The organism is Myroides sp. JBRI-B21084 (assembly GCF_030545015.1).
GTDB lineage: Bacteria > Bacteroidota > Bacteroidia > Flavobacteriales > Flavobacteriaceae > Flavobacterium.
In genome coordinates this window covers 735,777-759,592 of the sequence record NZ_CP120653.1, presented here as the reverse complement: position 1 = coordinate 759,592, position 23,816 = coordinate 735,777, and the positions used below count along the sequence as shown (strand labels likewise).

Genomic DNA, 23,816 nt, shown 5'->3' with positions numbered 1-23,816 from the left:
GTTTTATATTGGTAAACAAATTATTTAATTACTTGAGCAACAACTGCAGTAGAATCTACAGCCATTTCAGTTTCATTAGCTTGCTCTGGCTTAGCCGATTGTGCTTCAACTTTTGGTGCTTTAGCAGCAGCTTTTTCTTCAGCAACTTGTTTTCCTAAAGTTTGTTGTTCGCTTAACCATTTATTGAAATCTTTTTCAGATTCTACAACAACTTTTGCTTGCATGTTGTAGTGTGAACGTCCACAAATTTTGTTACATAATAAAATATAATCAAAAACGTAAGGTTCTAAACCTGGTTCACCTTTTTCAATAAGTTTTTTACTGTGCTTATTTCTAGCTTCGTTAATTTTATTTACACGGTTTATAACCTCTTCACGATCTCTCATTTTTGTTGTTGTAACAGTTGGTGTCATAATAAATTGAGTAACCATACCTGGAATACAGTTCATTTGAGCACGGAAGTGAGGTAAATACGCAGAGTGTAAAACATCTTGAGAACGCATTTTTAAAACAACTTTTTTACCAACTGGCAAGTGTAATTCTTTAGCTAAGATATCGTCTTGTGCGTTTGGATCTGCCATATCAACACCAACAGCGTTAACACCTTCAATAAAACGTACATTGGCTTTACCTAAAACATTGTCATCACCTGAATAACGAATATCCCAACCAAATTGTTTAGCATAAACTTCAACATAAAGCACTTCTTCTTCTTCATCGTAGTGCATAATGTTGTTCCAAGCATATAAACCATATAAAATTAAACCAGCTAAAACAATTACAGGAATAATAGTCCAGATAAATTCTAAACGATCATTATCTGCAAAAAATATTGCTTTTCTGTTTTTATTTCCACGGTATTTGAATGCGAAGTAATGTAATAAAAACTGAGTAACAATTTGTACTAAGAAAATTACAACTAAGGTAATCCACATTAATTGGTCTACATCGTTACCATGTTCAGAAGCTGAATTGTTCAATAAAGGAAAATATCCCCATTTAACACAACTATAAATAGTAAAAATGTAAATAAATGCTAAAAACCCAAACATTAAATATCCGTTGATATTATTGTCTTTATCTGTAGCAATTTCAGACTCATACTCATTGCCAACGTTAAGTTTGCTATTTGTAAGGTCAAAAATCTTAGTTAATTGCCATACTGCAATTCCTAATAAAGCTACAATAACTAATATTAATAAACTCGTCATTTGTTTATTACTTTAAATATTAATAATGAAAATGTTTACTTTCTTCAATCATTGGATTGTTTTTAGCCAATAATGGAGCTTTAGCTAATGCTGAGAAACCAACAAAGATAAATAAACCACCAAAGAATAATACAGAACCAATTTCGGCTGCACCAATAAACCATGAAGCACCTACTGTACCTGGCATAATCATGTTAAAGAAATCTAAATAGTGCCCTGCAATAATACAAATACCTGCCATAACAATTATCCAAGACAAACGTTTAAAGTCAGTATTTATTAATAGCAATATAGGCAACAAAAAGTTTAATGCTAACATACCAAAGAATGGCAAGTTGTACTCTTCAATACGTAAGATAAAATAAGTTACCTCTTCTGGAATGTTAGAATACCACATTAACATGAATTGAGAGAACCATAAATACGTCCAGAAAATTGATAAACCAAACATAAATTTAGCTAAATCGTGAATATGTGATGTATTTACAAATTCTAAATATCCATTATTTTTTAGATATAAAGTTGATAATGCAATAATTGTAATTCCTGTTACAAAGAATGATGCAAAAACATACCATCCAAATAAAGTTGAATACCAGTGTGTATCAATAGACATAATCCAGTCCCAAGACATGATAGATTCTGTAATGATGAAGAACACTAAATAACCTGCAGCTAATTTAAAATTCTTTTTGTAGAAAGTTAAATCACCTGTTTCATCTAATGCTAATGAATTTTTACGAGATAACATTCTAAAAATATTCCAACCTGCTAAAAATAATACTGCACGTATTAAAAAGAAAGGAATGTTTAAGAAACCTGTTTTTCCTTGAATAATTGTGTCATTTGCAACAACACTTTCATCCATCCAAATAAATAAATGGTTCATGTGTGTTACACTAGCTAACAATAATAAAAAGAATAAAATAGAACCTGGTAATAAGTAAGCTGATAACCCTTCCATTACACGGAATAATACAGGTGACCAACCAGCTGATGCTGCATATTGTATTTGATTAAATGTAAAAATACCTAATGATATTAACATAAAAAAGATACAACCAATATAAACAGCAGCCCAAGGTTTATTTTGCAACTGGTGTAAAACGTGTTCTAAATGTTTTGTGTGCTCTGCATGAGCATCGTGCGCTTCCACTTTTGCAGCATGTGCAGTAGTTGTAGCAACTTCAGCATGAGCTTCTGTTTCAGTAACTGCATGTGCAGTACTATCGTTTGTTGTAGCAGTTGCATGTGCTTCGTGCGTTGCAGTTGTTGCGTGTGCATCGTGTGTAGCAGCTGCAGCATGAGCATCATGTGCTGTTGCTTCATGTGTTGCATGCCCACCGTGGTGTTGCTCGCTTAAAATTGCTTCAACCTCTTCGATTGATTTTGGTGTTGTAAGAAAACCGTAAACGATCCCAACAATACCTAAAGCCATTAGAATGATAGAAAAGGTTTTTAATTTGCCTGAAAATGTGTACATATCTAAACTTTCAAATAAGTTTTACAATTTATAATTCCGATTTCAATTTAAGTACATAAGCACTAACTAACCATCTTTCATGTTGTGTTAATTGGTTTTTATGTGAACCCATTGAATTTAATCCGTAAGTAACAACGTGATAAATACCACCTTCTGTTAACTCACGTTCAGCATAACTTGGTACTCCCAGGAATTTTTCTCTTTTAACTAAATTACCTTTTCCGTCTCCTGCTTCACCGTGGCAAATTGCACAATAAGTTGTAAACAATACTTTAGCTTTTTCCATATCGCCAGCGCTTAAAGAATCTAAAGGCGATTTTAAATTGGCTTTTGCTAAAGCTAAACCTTCTGGTGTGTTTGCATACTCTTCAGGCATAAATCCACGCTTAATTGATCCTTGAGCGGGAATTTGACCTTCTTTTCCGTTTTTAAATGCGCTTGATTCAGAATACGTTTCGTATGCTACAGACTCGTACATGTTAGGAAATAACTGATAATTAGGTTTTTCCTTATTAAAACAAGATGTAGCTAATGTTGAAACTGCTGCCAACGCAACTATTTTATATAAAGTCTTCATTTTTACTACTAATGTTTATCGATTACTTTAACTTCTACTGCACCAGTATTTTTAAAGAATGCTACAGCTTCTTCTTCGTTCCCGTGTAAAGCAACTTCCATTAAAAAATGGTCGTCTGTTGTTCTAACATCAGGGTTTTCAGCTTTTTTAAATGGCCATAATCTACTTCTTAAAAAGAAAGTAATAACCATTAAATGGGCTGCAAAGAAAACTGTTAATTCAAACATAATAGGCACAAATGAAGGCATATTTTGAATATAACTAAAACTAGGTTTTCCACCAATATCTTGCGGCCAATCCTGTATCATGATAAAATTCATCATAAAGGTAGCGAAAGATAAACCACATAAACCATAGATAAATGCACAGATAGCTAAGCGTGTTGGTTTTAATCCCATAGCTTTATCTAAGCCGTGTACAGGAAAAGGTGTATAAACCTCTTCGATATGATGATGTGCAGCGCGAGTTGTTTTTACTGCATCCATTAATACATCATCATCATTGTATAATACGTGTATAACTTTTGTACTCATAATTTATTAATGATTATGTGAATGGTGACCGTTCTCTCTATCTCTTTTATGGTTATCGCCTGAAGATTTTAAAATTGTTTTAACCTCTGCTTGTGCAATAACTGGGAAACTTCTTGAATATAATAAGAATAATACAAAGAAGAAACCTATTGTTCCAATATAAATACCAGCATCTACAAACGTTGGTTGGAACATTGTCCATGATGATGGTAAGTAATCGCGGTGTAATGATGTTACAATGATTACAAAACGTTCAAACCACATACCAATATTTACTACAATTGATATAATGAATGATCCTAAGATTGATGTACGTATTTTTTTGAACCACATAACTTGCGGAGAAATTACGTTACATGTCATCATTAACCAATATGACCACCAGTAAGGACCAGTTGCACGGTTAAGGAACGCGTATTGCTCATACTCTACACCTGAATACCATGCTACCCATAACTCAGTAATATATGCGATACCAACAACCGAACCTGTAATCATAATAATGATGTTCATTAATTCGATATGTTGAATGGTAATGTACTCTTCTAAATTTACAACTTTACGCATAATGATTAACAAAGTGTTTACCATGGCGAAACCAGAGAAGATAGCACCCGCAACGAAATACGGCGGTAAGATGGTTGTATGCCAACCTGGAATTACCGACGTAGCAAAGTCAAAAGATACAATAGTGTGTACAGAAAGTACTAACGGTGTAGCTAAACCAGCTAATACCAATGATACTTCTTCAAAACGTTGCCAATCTTTTGCACGTCCACTCCATCCGAATGATAAAGTTGAATAAATTCTTTTTGCAAATGGTGTAACAGCTCTATCACGTAACATTGCAAAATCTGGTAATAAACCTGTCCACCAGAAAACTAATGATACAGATAAATATGTTGAAATTGCAAATACGTCCCATAATAATGGTGAGTTAAAGTTAACCCATAACGATCCAAATTGGTTTGGCATAGGCAATACCCAGTAAGCTAACCAAGGGCGTCCCATGTGAATAATAGGGAACAAACCTGCTTGCACTACCGAGAAGATTGTCATAGCTTCTGCAGAACGGTTAATAGCCATTCTCCATTTCTGACGGAATAATAATAATACAGCCGAGATTAATGTACCAGCGTGACCAATACCTACCCACCAAACAAAGTTGGTGATATCCCAAGCCCATCCTACAGTTTTATTTAATCCCCATGTACCAATACCTGTACCAATTGTATATACCATACAACCAGCTCCCCAAAGAAATGCAATTAAAGCAATTGTGAAAACAGTCCACCATTGTTTATTAGCACGTCCTTCAACAGGTCTAGCAACATCTACCGTTACATCGTGATAAGTTTTATCACCAATAACTAAAGGTTTTCTAATGGGTGCTTCGTAATGTGACGACATAATCCTTTATAATGTTTCTAATTAATACTATACTTATACATTTCTTACTTTAACGTGGTAAAACACATTTGGTTTTGTTCCAACATGCTCTAACAAATGATATCTTCTATCGTCTTCGTATAATTTAGCAACTTCAGATTCTTTATCATTTAAGTCACCAAATTTCATCGATCCTGAAGAACAAGCTGCCGAACAAGCAACTTCGAATTCATTTGCATTTACTGCACGTCCTTCGCGTTTTGCTTTTAAGATAGTTGCTTGTGTCATTTGGATACACATTGAACATTTTTCCATAACCCCACGTGAACGTACATTAACATCTGGATTTAATACCATACGTCCTAAATCATCGTTCATGTGATAATTAAACGCATCGTTTTGGCTGTATAAGAACCAGTTGAAACGACGTACTTTATACGGACAGTTGTTAGCACAGTAACGAGTACCCACACAACGGTTGTATGCCATATGGTTTTGACCTTGACGACCGTGAGATGTAGCAGCAACTGGACAAACTGTTTCACATGGTGCGTGGTTACAGTGCTGACACATTACTGGTTGGAAAACTACTTGAGGATTATCTGCAGGATGCTCTAATCCACCAAAAGTTTCAATACTATTCATTAAACCATGTGCACTTTTCTTAGTAGTTACGTCTTCTGCAAACGTATCTTCTGAAGAATAGTATCTATCGATACGTAACCAGTGCATATCGCGTGATCTTCTTACTTCATCTTTACCAACCACTGGTACGTTGTTTTCTGCATGACATGCAATAACACACGCTCCACAACCTGTACATGAATTCAAGTCGATTGATAAATTGAAATGATGACCAACAGAACGATCAAAAGATTCCCAAATATCAACTGTTGAAGCCTCAACTGTTTGGTGATCTAATGATACATGTGGCTTTTCATTCCATACTTTAGCATCTTTTGTATTAAAAATTTCTAAAGTAGTATCTTTTACGATATCGCCACGACCCATTAAAGTTCTTTGTAACTGCACACAAGCAAATTCGTGCTCGCCTGAAGCTTTTTCAATAGAAACAATTTGAGTATTATTGAAATCGTTGTATAATTTGTAAGCGTTAACACCTACTTGCATTTCTTCTTTTAAAGCTGATTTACGTCCGTAACCAAACGCTAAACCAACTGTTCCTTTAGCTTGACCCGGTTGAATAAATGCTGGAACATTTTCTAAAACAGTAGTACCTACTTTTAAAGTAACATAAGAACCGTTTAAACCACCGTTAGCAACGTTAAAGTTTTCAATTCCTAACGCTTCAGCATCGGCTTTAGAAACTGTTAAATAGTTATCCCAAGAAACACGTGTGATAGGATCTGGGAACTCTTGTAACCATGGGTTGTTTGCTTGTTGACCATCACCCATACCTGTTTTAGAATATAAAACTAATTCTAAACCGGCAGCTTTTTTAGTTGCAGCTAATGTAGTTGCAGCAGTAGAAAAATCAGCTGAAGCTGTAGCAGTCCCAGTAATTTCGGTAGCTACAAAACCATCGTGAACTAATTGATTCCACGTTTTACCATTTGTATAGGCTGTACCAGCAGCTTTTAAGTAATCGTAGTAACTTTCAGTTTTACCTAACCAAGTTAATAAACCTTCTTGAAACTGTTTAGTTTCAAATAACGGACGAATAGTTGGTTGTGTAATAGAATAGTGACCTTTACGTACTTGAACATCACCCCATGATTCTAAATAATGTGGTGCAGCGGCAGCAATAGTAGTTAAAGTAGCTGTTTCATCTTCACGTAAAGTAAACGAAGCTGATAATTTAACCTTTTTTAAACCTTCTGCAAAAGCAGCACCGTTAGCTAAAGTATAAACTGGGTTCACACCACTCATAATTAAAGTGTGTACAGCACCAGCGTTCATATCTTTTACTAATTGAGCAACTTCTTTATTATTACCTCCGCGAACGTATTTAGGTTGTGCAGGATTAAATGCTACCGAACCTAACGCTTGGTTAATTGCGAAAACTAATAATTGTGCGTTAACATCGTCTAATCCCGACACTAAGACACCTGTGCTACCAGCAGCCTTTAATTGTTGTGCAGCTTTAACAACTTCTGCATCGGCAGCAGTGTTAGCAACACTTACAGCATTACCGGAAACTATGTTATAAATTTTAACTAATGCTAATTTTTGTTCAGCAACTGTTAAAGGAATACGTTTATCAGCATTTGCACCTGATAAAGACATATTAGCCTCTAACTGGATATGTTTAGACATTTTCCCATTTTTAGGAACACGGCCTTTAGCGTAATCGCCATCATATCCTCCACCTTGCCAATCTCCTAAGAAATCAGCACCTACAGAAACAATTACATCAGCTTTACCAAAGTTATAATCAGCTAAAGCGCGTTGACCGTAAGCTTGTTGGTAAGCATCTAAAGCCGCATCAGCACCAATTGCGTCGTAAACAATATGTTTTGCTGTTGGGTACGCAGTTTTAAATTCTGCAATTAATTTATCTGTTGAAGGCGAAGCCATAGTGTTTGTTAACAAAACAATTTGTCCTGTTGCACTTGTTAAGCTTGCTTTTATTTTTTGATCAACATCTGCCCATGAAGCTTCCTTACTGTTAATTTTAGGTTGCTTTAAGCGTAAACTATCATATAAAGACAATACAGAAGCATGAACACGCGCATTTGCACCTGTTAATGCATTCTCCATAAAGTTATTCTCTACTTTAATAGGACGACCTTCACGTGTTTTAATTAACACGTTAACGAAATCAAAACCATCAGCCACTGTAGTTGCATAGTAATCTGCAATTCCAGGGATAATTTCTTCTGGTTGGAATACATAAGGAATAGACTTTTTAACCGGCCCTTCACATGCTGCTAAAGAAGCTGCAGCTGTAGAAAAACCAACGTATTTCAAAAAGTCTCTACGAGATGTTGAAGAAGAAGACAAGGCGTTTTTATCTCCAAGAAAATCCTCTGTTGGAATTTCTTCAACAAACTCATTGTTTCTTAGCCTCTCAACAATAGAACTGTTCTCGTTAAGCTCCTCAACACTTTTCCAGTATTTTTTGTTTGATGCCATTGTATATATATATTAGCTTCTTAAATTATTATTAATAGTGACATTTACCACACTCTAAACCACCTAATTGTGCTGCTGTTAATTTCTCAACACCATATTTTTTAGATAATTCTTCGTGAATTTTAGCGTAGTACTCGTTACCTTTTACGTTTACTTCTGTTTCACGGTGACAGTTCACACACCATCCCATTGTTAACGGAGAGAATTGTTTCATAATCTCCATAGTTTCAACTGGTCCGTGACAAGTTTGACATTCTAAACCTGCAACCGAAACGTGCTGTGAGTGGTTAAAGTACACAAAATCAGGTAAATTATGAATACGAACCCATTTAACTGGTTTTTCTTCACCTGTATAAGCTTGTTTAGCAGGATCCCATCCAACAGCATCGTAAATTTTCTTAATTTCAGCTGTGTAAAATTCTTTACTATAATCTACATATGTAGAATCTGGACTTCCTGTAAATTCGGTAATATTTTTATGACAGTTCATACAAACGTTCATAGAAGGAATTCCCGAAGTTTTTGAAGTTCTAGCAGAAGAGTGACAGTATTTACAATCGATACCGTTTTCACCTGCGTGAATTTTGTGTGAGAAGTGAATTGGCTGAATTGGCTCGTAGTTTTGATCAACACCTATTTGCATCATATAACCAAATGCAAAATAAGCACCTGCCAATAACATCACAATTACCGAAGTAATTACTAAGAATTGATTTTTAACAAAAGCCTTCCAAATTGGTAATGATTTTGTTTCACTAACTGTTAAATTGTTTTTATCGGCAATTTTGTTCAACACACGTCTTACCATTATTAGCATTACAACTAACATTGCAAGAACAACAATTAAACCACCTAAAACAATCATTTCAGAAACACCACCATTTGCTTGTGCACCTGCGGCACCAGCAGCTGGAACTGCAGCTTTTTCTTCTGGTTTTGGCTCTGATGTATACGCTACGATATTATCAATATCTTCATCTGACAAATTAGGAAACGAGTTCATTGGAACTTTGTTCCACTCATTAAACAATTTAACAGCATCAGCATCACCAGATTTAATTAAACCTGAACTGTTTTTAATCCATTTATGCAACCAATCAGTAGATCGACGCTCTGCTACCCCTCTTAAAGCAGGTCCTGTAGAATTAGCGTCAAGCTTGTGACAAGCTGCACAGTTTGCATTAAATAACTCTTTACCTTTTGCTGCATCTTGCGCAAAAGTTCCTGTAGATAATGTTAACACAAATGTTAAACACAAGAAAAGAATCCTTGAAAACGAATTATGGTTACCCACTTTTTTCATAGTTAAAAAAATGATTATCAACTAATTTTAGTACTGTTTTTACTGTATTTTCACTACAAAATACACAATACCTTATTTATAAACTCCGACAAAAATACAACATAAGATGCAGTAATTAAAGCGTATTAAAAAGCAAATCTTAATTTATAATAATTCTAAATAAAATCTTAAAGTGCGTTTTCGCAATTATTTTTTAATTTTGTTCAAAAATTTACTCATTATGAATAATTTAAGAAGTTATAAAGTTTTTTTTATACTTATTTTAACATTTTTGTTTCAGCAAAAAAGTTTTTCACAAGTTACGGTTATCGAAAATAGCGATCAAAAAGTTATTGATCTATTGTTAGAACGCAAAATGAGTTTAAACAATCAATTTTCTATATATACCAATTACTCATTACAGCTTAAAAATGGTTTGAAAGAGGAAGCTGAACAAGTTTATAAAGATTTTATAACAAAATATCCAGAAATTGACGCTACTATTATATATGCCAACCCTAAATTTAAAGTTGTAGTTGGCAATTATAAAAACAAAATTGAAGCTGAGAATTTGTTAAAAAAAATAGGTAGTGAATACCCAGAAGCTTTACTTGTGAAACTTAAAAGATAAAAAAACAGCCTATAGCTGTTTTTTTTTTTATTCATTTACTACATTTATTTGTTTGGTTGATTTTTTAGAAACATCCATCACAGGCACCAACCCTTCAGATGGCATATATATAATTTGTGGCAAATCGCCTTTGTCTGCTAATTTTTCTAAAGTTCTAATAAACAAATATTGGTTGTATGTACTATTTAATGTGCCGTTTTCTAATTTCATTGCTTCGGCCATACCGCGTGCACGTTCTACCTCAGCTTGGGCATTTAATTTCTCGGCTTCTAACCTAGCCTTCGCTTCTTCAATTAAAATTTTACGGTTTTGTTCTGCCTTAGCCATTTCTGCTTTACCTGCCATTTCTTGTTGCCAAACATTATAAACGGGTAAACCAACCATTAAAACTATAACTAAAATTCCTAAAGCAATTAAAATTGCAAATAATGTTTTTGTACTTTTCATTTGTAACATTTTTTTTATTTAAAGATACATTAAAAACAGTAACTTTTAAAACACATAATTTTTACGCCTTATAAAAACATCCTTTATTGTTGGTACGTTTAATTGATGCAGTTACAATTTCATGTGCCACAATTACTTTGTTGTAAAACTCCATAAAATCTGCAGTAGGCTGATATCTTTGTAAAAGTTCATTACATTCGTTTCTCCAAAATTTTAATTGTAGCAACGTATTTTGTAATTGTTTTTGATTACGCACAATTCCTACATTATTTTGAACCATTGCATTTAAATCGGCCGTATTAATTTTCATAATCGTTTCTGATATTTTTGGCCGATCTACCTTAAAACGCACATTTGTATAATGTTCATCGGGTAATTCTTTTTCTTTTAAATAATTAAAAATAAACTGCGCATAAACCACAGCTTCTAACAATGAATTCGACGCTAAACGATTTGCACCATGCAAGCCTGTATGTGCACATTCGCCACATGCAAATAAATTAAGCACCGAAGTTTGTCCGTTGGTATCAACAGTAATGCCACCACAAATGTAATGCTGCGTAGGTACTACCGGAATATAATTTCTAAAAACATCAATACCTTGTTGTAAACAATATTTATAAATAGCAGGGAAATGTTTTTGGAAACTGTGTTTATCTAAATGAGTGGCATCTAAAAACACACATTCAGCATTTGTTTTATACATTTCGGTTATTATACTTCTTGAAACAATATCTCGAGATGCTAATTCTCCACGAGAATCATAATCAAACATAAACCTGTAACCATTTTTATTTTTTAAAAATGCGCCAAAACCGCGAACAGCTTCGGAAATTAAAAAGGTAGGTTTTGATTTAGAAAAAAACGCCGTTGGATGAAATTGAATAAATTCCATATCGCAAACTTTTGCTTTTGCCCTTATTGCCATTGCAATACCATCGCCAGTAGCAACAGTTGAATTTGTAGTTGTTTGGTAAATCTGTCCAACACCTCCTGTTGCTAAAATGGTAAAACCTGCATTTATAACAAACTGTTGCTTGTTTTTTTTATTTAAAATTGAAGCTCCTAAGCAAATATTGTTTTTAACCATTAAATCAACCGCAAAATGATGCTCTAAAAAAATAATATTTTTTTTTAGTCGCGCTTCAAGTAACACTGCTCGTTCAATTTCTTTACCTGTTTCGTCTTTGTGGTGAACCACCCGATTTGTTGAATGACCACCTTCTTTAGCTAAATCAAATGTTCCGTTTTCTTCCCGATCAAATTGTGCACCCCATGAAATTAATTCTTGCAATTGATTAGGTGCATTTTTCACTACGGACTCAACTACTTTTTTATCACATAAACCATCACCACAAGTTAAAGTATCTTTAATGTGCTGTTCAAAATTATCTTTTACACGATCTATTACAACTGCAATACCCCCTTGGGCATAATTTGTATTCGATTCTTCACCTTTATCCTTTGAAACTATAACAATTTTACGATCAACAAATTGTTCAGCAAGTTTAACCGCAACCGACAAACCTGCTATTCCTGAACCAATAATTAAATAATGGGTTTGCATTGCTTTTATTTTGAAAGTTCAAGCATACGTTTAATTGGTAAAATTGCTTTTTTTGCAATTTCAACGGGTATAATTATTTCAGGCGATTCATTAACAAGGCAATCATATACTTTTTGTAAAGTATTTAGTTTCATAAATGCGCATTCGCTACATGCACACGTATTATCGGCAATTGATGGCGCTGGAATTAATATTTTATTTGGAACATCTAACTGCATTTTATACAAAATACCTGCTTCGGTAGCAACAATAAATTTTTGATGTTGACTATGTTTTACAAAATCAATCATTTCTGCGGTAGAACCAATAAAAGTAGCTGTTTTTAAAATATGTGTTTCGGACTCGGGATGTGCAATAATTACAGCATCGGGATGCTGTTTATGTAAATCTATTAATTTATCTATTGAAAAAGCTTCGTGTACTATACAACTGCCATTCCACAAAACCATTTTGCGATTTGATATTTTATTGATGTAATTACCTAGATTTTTATCGGGCGCAAATATAATTGGAACGTCTTCAGGAATCGATTGCACCACTTTTTCAGCATTAGAAGATGTGCAAACCAAATGACTCATGGCTTTAATTTCGGCCGAACAATTTACATAGGTAATTACCACATGCTTTGGGTGTTCTAAAATAAATTTCTTAAAAGCTGCCGGCGGACAAGAATCTGCTAATGAACAACCAGCTTCTAAATCGGGTAAAATTACTTTTTTTGAAGGATTTAAAAGTTTTGCTGTTTCGGCCATAAAATGCACGCCTGCAAATAAAATAATTTTGGCATTGGTTTTTTCGGCTTCTTGTGAAAGTCCCAAACTATCACCTACATAATCAGCAATTTCTTGAATTTCTGGTAACTGATAATAATGTGCTAAAATAACAGCATTTTTTTGCTTTTTAAGTTCAAGAATTTTTTGTTTTAACAATTCCATTTTTAAGCGTTTTAAATTAGTTCTTGATATAAAAAATAACTAAATGTGAATGCTATTCAAATGCAAACTATATGTAGATAACTGTTGTTTTATTAACGCTTTTTCACTTTGAAAAAAAGTAGTGTTCAACAATAAATTTTGATAATAATCAATACCCAGTTGTAAATTATTTTTAAAAGCAATCCACTTTTTTTGTTGCAAACTAGTCATATCATCTACACTTTCTGAAACGCCTTTTTGCAAATGATCAATATACATTTGTAATTCCTTAATAAACATATTTGGACGATTAATTGTTGTTAAAATATTTAATTTTCCATAAATATGTTTAACCATATTATTCAAGCTGTAAACTTTATCAAAATAAGCCAAATTAGGACCAGGACAGATTACAACGCCTTGTTGTTGGCCTTTTATTTCCAACTCATTTTCTAAATAAAAGGCATTTACTAAACCTACGCAAAGACAGGCTTTTTCATAAATAGCTGCTTTATTTAATTCTACTTTCTGGGGGGTTAAAGTATCTTTAACAGCATCTAATTCAGCTAATTTTATATCTTGATATTTTTTAGAAGCTGTACACATTCCTTTAACATCATACTCTTTACTTAAGGCTAAATATTTTTTTGGACATGAACTTCCTGCTTTACCATCGTTTATGCGCTTATTTTTCCAAAATTCATTACTCATTCCTTTTATTGTATTAAAAGGCACACCTAATGGTGAAATGTTGCTTAAATAAAAATCTTTTTCGGTAGCCTTTGCTAATAAATCTCTAGTTTTACTATCTACAGATGTAGCTTCGGGAACCAATAAAAACGGAGACCCCCAACCTACTGAATCTAAATTATATTGGTTTAATAAAAAGGCATGCTCTTCGGAGGTTCCAACACCACCTTGCGCTGTTATTTTTAAAGGCAAAGGTTGTTGGGGTATAGGTAAATTTTTAGTCGCTAAGGCTTTTATCATTAGTTCATGGGTTGATTTAATTAAGTCTGCTTTTTTTTCTTTAAATTCTTCCAAGATAGGACCTAACAACAAGCCTTCAGTTGCAAAAGCATGCCCACCACAATTCAATCCAGATTCAATACGATATTCAGAAACCCACAATCCTTTTTTTGCTAAAAAATTACCTTGAATCATTGCCGAACGAAAATCGCTAACTTTTAAAATGATTTTTTTTGATAGCTGACCATCTTCATTTGGATAAAATACTGGAAATTGCTCAAAATAACTATACAACCTTGGATTCATTCCTGCTGAAAGCACCACTGAGCCTTTTAAATTACTTTCGGCAAAACCTCGTAAAGAAGCATGTGCATCGTTATAAATAACCGGTAATTGTGTATTGCCATTGTAATTATCATTATCAACCTTGGTCATAATATTTACATCAATATCGCCAGCAATTAAATGGTTCGAAAGAAGTTTCTTCAGCTCGTCTTTTAACAACAAACCATTGTTCACAAACTTTTGTAAATTGGATTTTAATTCTGAAGTATCGGGCAGCAACGAAATATAGTTTTCTAAACTGGTTTTATTAGCTAAAAGTTCTTCTTTAAATTGTTGAAGTTTATCGCTAACAATTTGCTGCATTAAGTTCAAATATTCTTTTATACGATTTGCACGATAATCGACACATTTTTTAGATATTTCTTTGTAAGGTAACAAAAACTGTTTGCTGTAAAATGCACGCATGCGTTCAGTTAGTTCGTCATCAACTATTGAAACTACAGAAGAAATACCTAAATGAGCCACTTTTATAGGAGTATCAATGGTGTAAGCCAAGCCCATAACGGGAATATGAAAGGTATGCAAATTTAATTTTGACATATTTTAATTGATTAAAAATAAATAAGATACGAATTTTAGGTTTTTAATCAATTAAATCTATGATATATATCAGTATAACTTAAGGTTTAACATGATTTTAATACCTTTTAATAAAATAAAAACAACACCACACAAACCTACAATCAACCCTAGACCAAATGCTATAAAAAGCACATAAAGCCAAAACATTGATTCATGTAACTGTGTAAATGTTATATTGTTAGCAGTAAAAATCCAAATTGATTTTTTTACACCCATTAATAAAAGGCACAAAAAAAACAAGGTAAATGAAACGTTAAAAATATTTAATAAAAACTTTGCCTTTTTTATAATTGATTCATTTAAAATCTGTTGTTTTTCTAAAATATATGTAACCGACGATAACAAAATTAAAGTATTAATACCAATTGTTGTACCCATTGAATGTGCTACTGTAATATGTGTACCGTGTGTAAATAAATTTATAGCAGGAATAGAAATTAGCAATGCCAAAAGAACATTTAAAAACACCCAAAAATCGGCCATTAACATTAATTTGTACGAAAGCGCAAAGCTTGTTTTTGTGGTTGTTTGTAAACTTTTTTTCCAATCATAAATAATTGAGATTAACACAACCCACTCGGTCATACTTATTATATAGGCAAAATAACGAATCCATACAGCAGTTGGCACAATATAAATATGGTGTGCCCAGCCAAACATTAAATTGGCTAACCCTAAAAAGTAAAAAAAGAATGCTTTTTTAGAATGTGCATAATTTTGATTTTGACCAATTTTAGACATTACATAAATTGATGTTCCATAAACTAACATATTCCATGAGCCAACAAATGAGCCACCTGCTTTCCATTGTAGTGCTACATTTTGTACAAAATGCTGCTTAAAATAAGGCAATAACAACAAATGTGCCTCGGAAAAATGATAAATCATTAAAACGATTCCTGTAGCCCACATCCATTTATAAACCGGCCATTTTTTAAACGATTTAGCTTCAGATTTAAAAAAACGAATTCCAAATAAAATCCAACCAAAAATTATTGGGAAATAAAAAAAGGTAGGGAATTCAAGGTATTCTTTACCTTGGAAATTTTTAAAAATATACGAAAAAGCAATACCCAAACCTGTAAACACAAAAATTAACAAATGCAACATGGTTTGATTGTGTTCTTTTATTTTAGTATCTAAATAATAGTAAATACTACCTGTAACCGTTAATACAACCCAACCTACCGCAAAAAGGGTATGCAGCGGCCGCATAACATTAAACGGTAAAATAGATTTAACAAAACTTGGAATAATATACTGAAAACCACAGACTAAACCACAAAATAATGTTAATATTAACGAAAGTAATCCAACTGTGACGAAGTATAAAGCGTAACATTTATTCATGATGTTGTTTTTTATGATTGATATCAATCCAACCGTTAATTTCAATTTTAGAATGAATATTTGGTGAATGCCCCGTTTGATCGATTTCCTTTAAAAACTGTACTAGTTCCTCTTTTTCTTGTTCGTTAAAATCAAACAAGGGCATGGTTTTAATACCGCTGTTAAACAAAATTTTTAAATAGGCATCATTTTGGTTTCTAAAAGAATAAATATTGGTTAAATCGGGACCTAAATAACCACCCAAACCGTATATTTGATGGCACGAATTGCAGTTGTTTTTGTACCATAAATGCTGCCCGCGTAGTGCTTTTTGAGTTAAAACAACATCGGCGTAATTTTCTTTATCGGTATAAATATGAAAATTATAAATGAAAAATAACGTTAATAGGACCAAAAGAATCCCTACATATTTTTTATGATTCATATTTAAAACAGCTTAAATTTAAATACAAAAAAAACACATAAATAACTAAGGTTGTATGACTTGTGTCATACAACCTTAGTTATTAAAACAAATATTTTTATTTAATACAAAAAATTACTTTTGATAATTATTCTAAAGCGCCTTTAATAGCAAACCCAATTGATACCGTATAATTTCTAAAATTGGTTGGCTTGGTAAAATCACCACTTCCAAATACAAATTGATAACCTGCATTGCCCGTTACATATAATTGGGTGTGACTTTGGGCTTCAATAGTTGCAACTTTTAATTTTGCATCAACATTTGGTGTAAGTGCAAAATACGCATCGCGATTTAAACGTATAGGGGTTTTTATAACGGTAGTAACACCTGTTTCTTCATTGTAATGTTCTTCTTCTTTTAATTGATTTTTATCACGCAACGTACTTAAAATAAGCCCCGGAACAATCCCCATACCTATTTGAAAGTTGCCTTCGTTTACAAAATCATACTGTAAAGGAACATTTATTGCTAAAAAGTGTACAATTGCATTATTTGTTGGATAGCCAAAGCCATGCGTAAATTTATTATTAGTGTACAAATAATGCGTACCAACAGAAAAACGATTGGTTAAATAGTAACTCAACCCAACTTCTACACCTAACCTATTGGTATTAAAAACAGGTACAGCAGCAGCTTTAGCTGTAAAAGCAAAATCGTTTTGTTGTGATTGTGCAAAGGTTATCTGTGTAAGTAATAGGGCGAATAAAAGTAGTAGATTTTTCATAATGCTAGATTTTTCTTTTGCTAATACAAAAAATAAGCCAAAAAGAAACCGCTCAGTTTATTGAGCGGTTTGTTGTATAAAAAGATGCTATTTTACTTTTAAAATCCAGCTAAATTGATGATTTTACCAGGAACGATAATTACTTTTTTAGGTGTTTTACCTTGTAATTGTGCTTGTGTACGTTCATCGTTCATAATGATTTCTTCAATTTGTTCTGCGGTTAAATCTAAAGGTAATTCAATTTTAAAACGCATTTTTCCGTTGAACGAAACCGGATATTCTTTTGAACTTTCAACCAGATATTTTTCTTCGAACTTTGGAAACGGTTGTTGCGAAACCGATTCTGAATGCCCTAACATACTCCATAATTCTTCGGCAATATGCGGTGCATAAGGCGAAATTACAATTGCTAACGGCTCTAAAATAGCACGATGATTACATTTTTGCTGTTGCAGTTCGTTTACACAAATCATGAATTGAGAAACCGATGTATTAAACGAGAAATTCTCAATATCTTCGGTTACTTTTTTAATTGTTTTATGCAACGATTTGTACATTTCGGCCGTTGGTTCGTCGTTGGTAACAATTAATCCGTTATCATCGGCATACAAACGCCATAGTTTTTTAAGGAACCCAAAAACACCTGTAATACCAGCCGTATTCCATGGTTTTGCCTGCTCTAACGGACCTAAAAACATTTCGTATAAACGCAAGGTATCGGCACCGTATTCGTTACAAATATCGTCTGGGTTTACTACATTATACCAACGTTTAGACATTTTTTCAACCTCGCGACCTACATAATATCTTCCGTTTTCTAATATAAATTCAGCATCTTTAAATTCCGGAATCCAGTTTCTTAATCCTTCTATATCAATTTCATCTGAAGCATTTACTAAATTTACATCAACTCGTATTTCTTCAATCTCATAATCGTTTTTAAGATTTTTAGAAATATATTTATTTGTCCCAGAAATTCTGTAAACAATTGCACTCATTCCCAAAATCATTCCTTGGTTGATTAACTTTTGAAAAGGTTCTTCGGTTGGTACCAAACCGCGGTCTTTTAAAAACTTATTCCAAAAACGCGAGTACAGTAAATGTCCGGTTGCATGTTCGCTTCCTCCAATATATAAATCAACATTTTGCCAGTAATCAATAGCTTCTTTAGAAGCCATTTCGGTATCATTTGCAGCATCCATATAACGCAACCAATACCACGACGATCCTGCCCAACCTGGCATGGTATTTAATTCTAACGGAAAAATGGTTTCATTATTAATTTCGGTGGTTGCAACTACTTTATTATTTACAGTATCCCATGCCCAAACGGTTGCGTTACCTAAAGGTGGCTGTCCGTCTTCGGTTGGTAAATACTTTTCTACTTCGGGTAAATGTATAGGTAAATGTTTCGGGTCAATCATTTTAGGTAAACCGTTTACATAATAAACCGGAAAAGGTTCGCCCCAATAACGCTGACGCGAAAAAACAGCATCGCGCAAACGGTAGTTTACTTTTGCTTTTCCCTGCCCTATTTTTTCAAGTGCTTCAATAACTTTTTTAGTTGCTGCTTTGTAATCTAATCCGTTTAAAAAGTCAGAATTTTGTAATTCAAAACCTGCTTTTTCTGTAAAAGCTTCTTCAGAAATATCTTTATTAAAAATATTGATTATTTCGGGCATTCCGTTTTGGCCTGCAAAATAATTTGCAAAAGCATAATCGCGTTCATCGCCACACGGCACCGCCATTACAGCACCTGTTCCGTATCCTGCTAAAACATAATCGCCAATCCAAATTGCTACTGGCTTTTGTGTAAACGGATGAACAGCATACGCACCGGTAAATACACCCGAAATAGTTTTAACATCGGCCATACGTTCGCGTTCAGATCGTTTAGAAGTAGCTTCTACATACGCATCAACAGCAGCTTTTTGTTCGGGGGTGGTAATTTTTGAAACCAATTCATGTTCTGGAGCCAACGTCATAAAATTTACTCCAAAAATAGTATCAGGACGAGTTGTAAAAACTTCAATTTGATGAGATGCCTCGACTCCGCTCGACATGACATTAAATACCACTGAAGCACCAACCGATTTCCCTATCCAATTACGTTGCGCTTCTTTAATAGATTCGCTCCAATCAATTGTTTCTAAACCTTGCAACAAACGTTCTGCATACGCTGAAATACGCATGCTCCACTGAGTCATTTTTTTACGAATAACAGGGTGGCCACCACGTTCTGAAACGCCGTTTACAATTTCATCGTTTGCTAAAACTGTTCCTAATGCAGGGCACCAATTCACTTCGGTTTCAGCCAAATAAGTCGATCTGTATTTTAATAAAATACGTTCTTGTTCATCGGCTGTAAAAGCATTCCACTGATTTGCCGAAAAAATTTCAATATTTTCATCGGAAACAGCATGAACATTAGCATTTCCTTCTTTAGAAAAAACATCAATTAATGTACAAATACTTTCGGCTTTGTCGGTTGTTTTATTATACCATGAGTTAAAAAGCTGAATGAATATTTGCTGGGTGTGTTTGTAATATTCAGGGTTTGAGGTACGTACTTCTCGACTCCAATCAAACGAGAAACCAATTTTATCTAATTGTTCACGGTAACGCTTAATGTTTGTTTCGGTAGTTACAGCAGGGTGCTGCCCAGTTTGTATAGCATATTGTTCGGCAGGTAAACCAAACGAATCGTATCCTTGCGGATGCAAAACATTAAAACCTTGATGGCGTTTGTAACGTGCATAAATATCAGACGCAATGTAACCAAGCGGATGCCCAACGTGTAAACCTGCACCCGATGGGTACGGAAACATATCTAACACATAATATTTTGGTTTTGTTGACTGATTACTAGCCTTGAAAGTGTTATTTTCACTCCAATACTTTTGCCATTTAGCTTCAATTTCGTTTGGATTGTATTTCATTTTCTTTACCTAAAATTTTAAACGATTACAAAATTACTTTAATTTATTAACATTACTAAATTTTTATTTTAAAGTATAAGGCAAACCCCATTAACCTCAAATATTTTTTTTTAAAAACACAAAAATAAAATGTTTAATATTTTGTGAAAAAAAATATTTTTTTACATTTACATATCACAAAACAACTTATTTATTTATAAAATTATGACAACCACTTTTAAGTTAATTGAAAAAGAAGATATAGCGCATTTAGTATTTCCTACTAACGATGTTTTACAAAACAAACAAGAAATTTTGCAACGTAAACAAGATTTGGAAAAAGCAATGGCAATTGGTAATACAGACCATGTTAAAATTGAAATATTTTTTGAAGATGACAAAGAACAGTTAGTAACTAATACAACCGTTTGGGCTGTAACACCGGAACATATTGTTTTGAAAAAAGGTGTAACCATACCTATAAATCGTATTTATAGAATTATCTAAACGCTAAAAAAAATGTTTTAAACTTTAAAATCGATGAAAATTCATCGGTTTTTTGTTTTTATTAACACCACACTTTTTTAATATTCTAAATTTTGATAAGGTGTTTTTTTAAATTGTTTATTATCTTTACCCATTAAAATTTAAAAGTTTATGGCCACAGCGTACGAAAGATATCAAAAGAGAAGACTATTATCGTCTTACTTTTCGGTTATTTTAAGTATTTTCTTAGTATTATTTTTGTTAGGTTCATTAGGAATGTTCGTAATTAATTATGAAAAAATATCGAACAATTTTAAAGAAAACATCCCAATGTCTATCTATTTTAAAGAAGATGTGAATGAAGAGCAACTAGCTGCTTATCAAACCGAATTAGGTAAACAAAAGTTTATTAAAGATCTTACATTTGTACATAAAGATTCGGCTGCAAATACCCACCAAAAAACAATTGGTGAAGATTTTGTAAAGTTTTTAGGTTTTAACCCGTTGCAACATTCTTTTGACCTACACTTTAAAGGTGCTTACATTGAAAAAGATTCTATTAAAGAAATTGAATTAAGCATTAAAGAAAACCCTTTAGTTAGTGAAGTTGCCTACGACCCTGAATTGGTTGATTTGGTAAATAAAAACATTAAAACCATTAGTTTTTGGGTATTAATTATAACAGCTGTTTTTGCATTTATATCTATTTTATTAATAAACAGCTCGTTACGCCTATCTATTTACTCTAAACGTTTCATTATAAAAACCATGCAAATGGTAGGTGCAACCAAAGCATTTATACGCAAACCATTTATTTGGAACAGCGTAAAATTAGGAATGATAGGTGCTGGCTTTGCTATTATAGGTATTTTAATTTTAACTGCATATGCCGATAGTAAGCTACCAACTTTAGAATTAATGGCCGATAAAAAACCAATATTTTTAGTTTGTTGCGGCGTATTTTTACTGGGTATTGTAATTACATACATTAGTACTTATTTTGCAACGCAACGCTTTTTAAATTTAAAATCAGACGATTTATACTTATAAACTATGGAAAACAAAACCGAAAAATCATTTTTATTTACCAAACAAAATTACATGTTTTTGTTGGCAGGTGTAGCAGTTATTGCCTTAGGTTTTTTATTAATGGCTGGCGGTAATAGCACTGATCCTAATGTTTTTAACGATGCTGTTTTTAGTTTTAGAAGAATACGTTTAGCACCAACCGTAATTTTTATTGGGTTTGGAATTTGTATTTATTCCATATTTTTAAATCCTAAAAAAAGTAAATAAAATAAATGGATTTACTACAAGCCATCATCATTGCAATAATTGAAGGATTAACCGAATATTTACCCATTTCATCAACAGCACACATGGGTTTTACTGCGGCTCTTTTAGGAATGAATGAGTCTGAATTTTTAAAAATGTTTCAAGTTTCAATACAATTCGGAGCTATTTTATCAATTGTGGTGCTTTATTGGAGAAAATTCTTCGATTTTAATAATTTTAATTTCTACATAAAACTTGCCATTGCCGTAATACCTGCCTTAGTGTTAGGCTATTTGTTTGATGATAAGATTGAAGCCATTTTAGGAAATCAAAAAGCTATTTCAGCAGTATTGGTTTTAGGAGGAATTGTGTTGCTTTTTGTAGATCGTTGGTTTCAATCTCCCAAAATTCATAACGAAAAAGAAATCACTATTAAAAAAGCCATTACCATTGGTTTTTGGCAATGTTTAGCCATGATGCCTGGCACATCACGTTCGGCAGCTTCTATTATTGGTGGAATGACGCAAGGATTAAGCAGAAAGTCTGCCGCAGAATTTTCTTTCTTTTTAGCTGTACCAACCATGCTTGCTGTTACCGTTTACTCGGTTTTTGTAAAAACATGGGGCAAAGGTACTGCAGCAGAAATGAAAGGCTACGAAATGATTTTACAAGATCAACACCATATTAATTTATTTTTAATTGGTAACACTGTTGCCTTTATAACTGCCTTAATTGCTGTAAAAACATTTATTGCTGTACTTACAAAATACGGATTTAAATTTTGGGGTTGGTACCGTATTGTTATTGGCATTGTTTTACTAATTTACTTTTACAATAAATAATGCAAAAATTTACTACAGAAGAAATTCTTGAAGGGCAAATTTTATTAATTGACAAACCTTTAACTTGGAGTTCTTTTCAGGCGGTTAACAAAGTAAAATATGCCTTACTTAAAAATTTAGATTTACCTAAAAAATTTAAAATTGGTCATGCGGGTACTTTAGACCCTTTAGCATCGGGCTTATTAATTATTTGTACTGGAAAATTTACCAAACGCATACCCGAATTACAAGGACAAATTAAAGAATATACAGGTACAATAACCGTTGGCGCTACTACACCATCGTACGATTTAGAAACCGAAATAGATCAAAATTTTCCAACAAATCATATTACCAACGATTTAATTGAAAATACAAGACAAAAATTTTTGGGCGAAATAGATCAATTTCCTCCTATTTTTTCTGCCTTAAAAAAAGATGGAAAACGCTTGTATGAACATGCACGCGCTGGAGAAACCGTTGAAATTCAATCGAGAAAAATTGAAATTATTGAGTTTGAAATTACAAAAATTAACTTACCCGAAATTGATTTTAGAGTAGTTTGTAGCAAAGGCACTTACATACGATCTTTGGCATTTGATTTTGGAAAAGCGCTAAATTCAGGTGGTCACTTAACTGCTTTACGTAGAACTAAAATTGGTGATTTTTCTACAAACAATGCGATTGAACCTTTAGATTTTGAAAAAATTTACAATCCTAATTTTAAAAACGCTGAGTAAGTTTTTACCT

21 protein-coding genes are annotated in these 23,816 nt (G+C 33.0%); 6 read left to right on the top strand and 15 right to left on the bottom strand.

What is annotated here, in order from left to right:
- Window positions 1-20: 20 nt before the first annotated feature.
- From P3875_RS03720 to P3875_RS03690, 7 genes are read right to left on the bottom strand one after another with little or no spacing between them, the layout of a single operon-like run.
- Entirely contained in the window at window positions 21-1,211 is a 1,191-nt protein-coding gene (locus P3875_RS03720) for a cytochrome c oxidase subunit II (protein ID WP_303444915.1), read from the bottom strand.
- A 19-nt stretch (window positions 1,212-1,230) separates the two neighbouring features.
- Entirely contained in the window at window positions 1,231-2,694 is a 1,464-nt protein-coding gene (locus P3875_RS03715) for a quinol:cytochrome C oxidoreductase (RefSeq protein WP_303444914.1), read from the bottom strand.
- Between the two features lie 28 nt (window positions 2,695-2,722).
- On the bottom strand, window positions 2,723-3,271 hold the full coding sequence (locus P3875_RS03710) for a c-type cytochrome (protein ID WP_303444913.1): 549 nt from the start codon (window positions 3,269-3,271) through the stop codon (window positions 2,723-2,725).
- A gap of 8 nt (window positions 3,272-3,279) precedes the next feature.
- Window positions 3,280-3,804, bottom strand: coding sequence for a DUF3341 domain-containing protein (locus P3875_RS03705; protein ID WP_303444912.1), 525 nt, complete (start codon window positions 3,802-3,804; stop codon window positions 3,280-3,282).
- Between the two features lie 6 nt (window positions 3,805-3,810).
- Window positions 3,811-5,214 carry an NrfD/PsrC family molybdoenzyme membrane anchor subunit gene (nrfD, locus tag P3875_RS03700; protein WP_303444911.1) on the bottom strand — a complete coding sequence of 468 codons (1,404 nt, stop codon included), beginning with the start codon at window positions 5,212-5,214 and terminating at the stop codon, window positions 3,811-3,813.
- Between the two features lie 33 nt (window positions 5,215-5,247).
- Window positions 5,248-8,289 carry a TAT-variant-translocated molybdopterin oxidoreductase gene (locus P3875_RS03695; protein ID WP_303444910.1) on the bottom strand — a complete coding sequence of 1,014 codons (3,042 nt, stop codon included), beginning with the start codon at window positions 8,287-8,289 and terminating at the stop codon, window positions 5,248-5,250.
- Window positions 8,290-8,320: 31 nt separating this feature from the next.
- On the bottom strand, window positions 8,321-9,592 hold the full coding sequence (locus P3875_RS03690) for a c-type cytochrome (RefSeq protein ID WP_303444909.1): 1,272 nt from the start codon (window positions 9,590-9,592) through the stop codon (window positions 8,321-8,323).
- Window positions 9,593-9,812: 220 nt separating this feature from the next.
- Here P3875_RS03690 and P3875_RS03685 point away from each other — a divergent pair, with 220 nt between their 5' ends.
- Window positions 9,813-10,202 carry an SPOR domain-containing protein gene (locus P3875_RS03685; RefSeq protein WP_303444908.1) on the top strand — a complete coding sequence of 130 codons (390 nt, stop codon included), beginning with the start codon at window positions 9,813-9,815 and terminating at the stop codon, window positions 10,200-10,202.
- 27 nt (window positions 10,203-10,229) lie between these two features.
- On the opposite strand, the gene P3875_RS03680 is transcribed toward P3875_RS03685, so the two are convergent.
- From P3875_RS03680 to leuS, 8 genes are all read right to left on the bottom strand, one after another.
- The gene (locus P3875_RS03680; RefSeq protein ID WP_303444907.1) at window positions 10,230-10,649 is read right to left on the bottom strand and encodes a hypothetical protein; all 420 of its coding nucleotides are present in this window, start codon (window positions 10,647-10,649) and stop codon (window positions 10,230-10,232) included.
- A 61-nt stretch (window positions 10,650-10,710) separates the two neighbouring features.
- Window positions 10,711-12,216, bottom strand: a complete 1,506-nt coding sequence (nadB, locus tag P3875_RS03675; RefSeq protein ID WP_303444906.1) for an L-aspartate oxidase — start codon at window positions 12,214-12,216, stop codon at window positions 10,711-10,713.
- A 5-nt stretch (window positions 12,217-12,221) separates the two neighbouring features.
- Window positions 12,222-13,151: a quinolinate synthase NadA gene (gene nadA / locus P3875_RS03670; protein WP_303444905.1), complete on the bottom strand. Its 930-nt coding sequence runs from the start codon at window positions 13,149-13,151 to the stop codon at window positions 12,222-12,224.
- Window positions 13,152-13,190: 39 nt separating this feature from the next.
- On the bottom strand, window positions 13,191-14,984 hold the full coding sequence (locus P3875_RS03665; RefSeq protein WP_303444904.1) for a hypothetical protein: 1,794 nt from the start codon (window positions 14,982-14,984) through the stop codon (window positions 13,191-13,193).
- Window positions 14,985-15,053: 69 nt separating this feature from the next.
- Window positions 15,054-16,376, bottom strand: coding sequence for a cbb3-type cytochrome c oxidase subunit I (locus P3875_RS03660; RefSeq protein ID WP_303444903.1), 1,323 nt, complete (start codon window positions 16,374-16,376; stop codon window positions 15,054-15,056).
- Entirely contained in the window at window positions 16,369-16,800 is a 432-nt protein-coding gene (locus tag P3875_RS03655; protein WP_303444902.1) for a c-type cytochrome, read from the bottom strand. The genes P3875_RS03660 and P3875_RS03655 overlap by 8 nt, the downstream gene beginning before the upstream one ends.
- A gap of 127 nt (window positions 16,801-16,927) precedes the next feature.
- Window positions 16,928-17,566 carry a hypothetical protein gene (locus P3875_RS03650; RefSeq protein WP_303444901.1) on the bottom strand — a complete coding sequence of 213 codons (639 nt, stop codon included), beginning with the start codon at window positions 17,564-17,566 and terminating at the stop codon, window positions 16,928-16,930.
- 98 nt (window positions 17,567-17,664) lie between these two features.
- Window positions 17,665-20,505, bottom strand: coding sequence for a leucine--tRNA ligase (gene leuS / locus P3875_RS03645; protein ID WP_303444900.1), 2,841 nt, complete (start codon window positions 20,503-20,505; stop codon window positions 17,665-17,667).
- A gap of 204 nt (window positions 20,506-20,709) precedes the next feature.
- Between leuS and P3875_RS03640 the strand changes: the two genes are divergently transcribed.
- From P3875_RS03640 to truB, 5 genes are all read left to right on the top strand, one after another.
- On the top strand, window positions 20,710-20,991 hold the full coding sequence (locus P3875_RS03640; protein ID WP_303444899.1) for a hypothetical protein: 282 nt from the start codon (window positions 20,710-20,712) through the stop codon (window positions 20,989-20,991).
- A gap of 150 nt (window positions 20,992-21,141) precedes the next feature.
- Window positions 21,142-22,020, top strand: coding sequence for a cell division protein FtsX (locus P3875_RS03635; RefSeq protein ID WP_303444898.1), 879 nt, complete (start codon window positions 21,142-21,144; stop codon window positions 22,018-22,020).
- 3 nt (window positions 22,021-22,023) lie between these two features.
- Window positions 22,024-22,266 (top strand): DUF3098 domain-containing protein, encoded by a 243-nt coding sequence (locus P3875_RS03630; RefSeq protein ID WP_303444897.1) that lies wholly within the window; start codon window positions 22,024-22,026, stop codon window positions 22,264-22,266.
- A gap of 5 nt (window positions 22,267-22,271) precedes the next feature.
- On the top strand, window positions 22,272-23,087 hold the full coding sequence (locus tag P3875_RS03625; RefSeq protein WP_303444896.1) for an undecaprenyl-diphosphate phosphatase: 816 nt from the start codon (window positions 22,272-22,274) through the stop codon (window positions 23,085-23,087).
- Window positions 23,087-23,806: a tRNA pseudouridine(55) synthase TruB gene (truB, locus tag P3875_RS03620; protein ID WP_303444895.1), complete on the top strand. Its 720-nt coding sequence runs from the start codon at window positions 23,087-23,089 to the stop codon at window positions 23,804-23,806. Before P3875_RS03625 ends, truB begins: the two co-directional genes overlap by 1 nt.
- Window positions 23,807-23,816 lie beyond the last annotated feature (10 nt).

Excerpts from the sequence above, each read along its gene's own strand:
- P3875_RS03720 (WP_303444915.1), bottom strand. The coding sequence starts at position 1,211 with ATGACGAGTTTATTAATATTAGTTATTGTAGCTTTATTAGGAATTGCA.
- P3875_RS03715 (WP_303444914.1), bottom strand. The coding sequence starts at position 2,694 with ATGTACACATTTTCAGGCAAATTAAAAACCTTTTCTATCATTCTAATG.
- P3875_RS03710 (WP_303444913.1), bottom strand. The coding sequence starts at position 3,271 with ATGAAGACTTTATATAAAATAGTTGCGTTGGCAGCAGTTTCAACATTA.
- P3875_RS03705 (WP_303444912.1), bottom strand. The coding sequence starts at position 3,804 with ATGAGTACAAAAGTTATACACGTATTATACAATGATGATGATGTATTA.
- nrfD (WP_303444911.1), bottom strand. The coding sequence starts at position 5,214 with ATGTCGTCACATTACGAAGCACCCATTAGAAAACCTTTAGTTATTGGT.
- P3875_RS03695 (WP_303444910.1), bottom strand. The coding sequence starts at position 8,289 with ATGGCATCAAACAAAAAATACTGGAAAAGTGTTGAGGAGCTTAACGAG.
- P3875_RS03690 (WP_303444909.1), bottom strand. The coding sequence starts at position 9,592 with ATGAAAAAAGTGGGTAACCATAATTCGTTTTCAAGGATTCTTTTCTTG.
- P3875_RS03685 (WP_303444908.1), top strand. The coding sequence starts at position 9,813 with ATGAATAATTTAAGAAGTTATAAAGTTTTTTTTATACTTATTTTAACA.
- P3875_RS03680 (WP_303444907.1), bottom strand. The coding sequence starts at position 10,649 with ATGAAAAGTACAAAAACATTATTTGCAATTTTAATTGCTTTAGGAATT.
- nadB (WP_303444906.1), bottom strand. The coding sequence starts at position 12,216 with ATGCAAACCCATTATTTAATTATTGGTTCAGGAATAGCAGGTTTGTCG.
- nadA (WP_303444905.1), bottom strand. The coding sequence starts at position 13,151 with ATGGAATTGTTAAAACAAAAAATTCTTGAACTTAAAAAGCAAAAAAAT.
- P3875_RS03665 (WP_303444904.1), bottom strand. The coding sequence starts at position 14,984 with ATGTCAAAATTAAATTTGCATACCTTTCATATTCCCGTTATGGGCTTG.
- P3875_RS03660 (WP_303444903.1), bottom strand. The coding sequence starts at position 16,376 with ATGAATAAATGTTACGCTTTATACTTCGTCACAGTTGGATTACTTTCG.
- P3875_RS03655 (WP_303444902.1), bottom strand. The coding sequence starts at position 16,800 with ATGAATCATAAAAAATATGTAGGGATTCTTTTGGTCCTATTAACGTTA.
- P3875_RS03650 (WP_303444901.1), bottom strand. The coding sequence starts at position 17,566 with ATGAAAAATCTACTACTTTTATTCGCCCTATTACTTACACAGATAACC.
- leuS (WP_303444900.1), bottom strand. The coding sequence starts at position 20,505 with ATGAAATACAATCCAAACGAAATTGAAGCTAAATGGCAAAAGTATTGG.
- P3875_RS03640 (WP_303444899.1), top strand. The coding sequence starts at position 20,710 with ATGACAACCACTTTTAAGTTAATTGAAAAAGAAGATATAGCGCATTTA.
- P3875_RS03635 (WP_303444898.1), top strand. The coding sequence starts at position 21,142 with ATGGCCACAGCGTACGAAAGATATCAAAAGAGAAGACTATTATCGTCT.
- P3875_RS03630 (WP_303444897.1), top strand. The coding sequence starts at position 22,024 with ATGGAAAACAAAACCGAAAAATCATTTTTATTTACCAAACAAAATTAC.
- P3875_RS03625 (WP_303444896.1), top strand. The coding sequence starts at position 22,272 with ATGGATTTACTACAAGCCATCATCATTGCAATAATTGAAGGATTAACC.
- truB (WP_303444895.1), top strand. The coding sequence starts at position 23,087 with ATGCAAAAATTTACTACAGAAGAAATTCTTGAAGGGCAAATTTTATTA.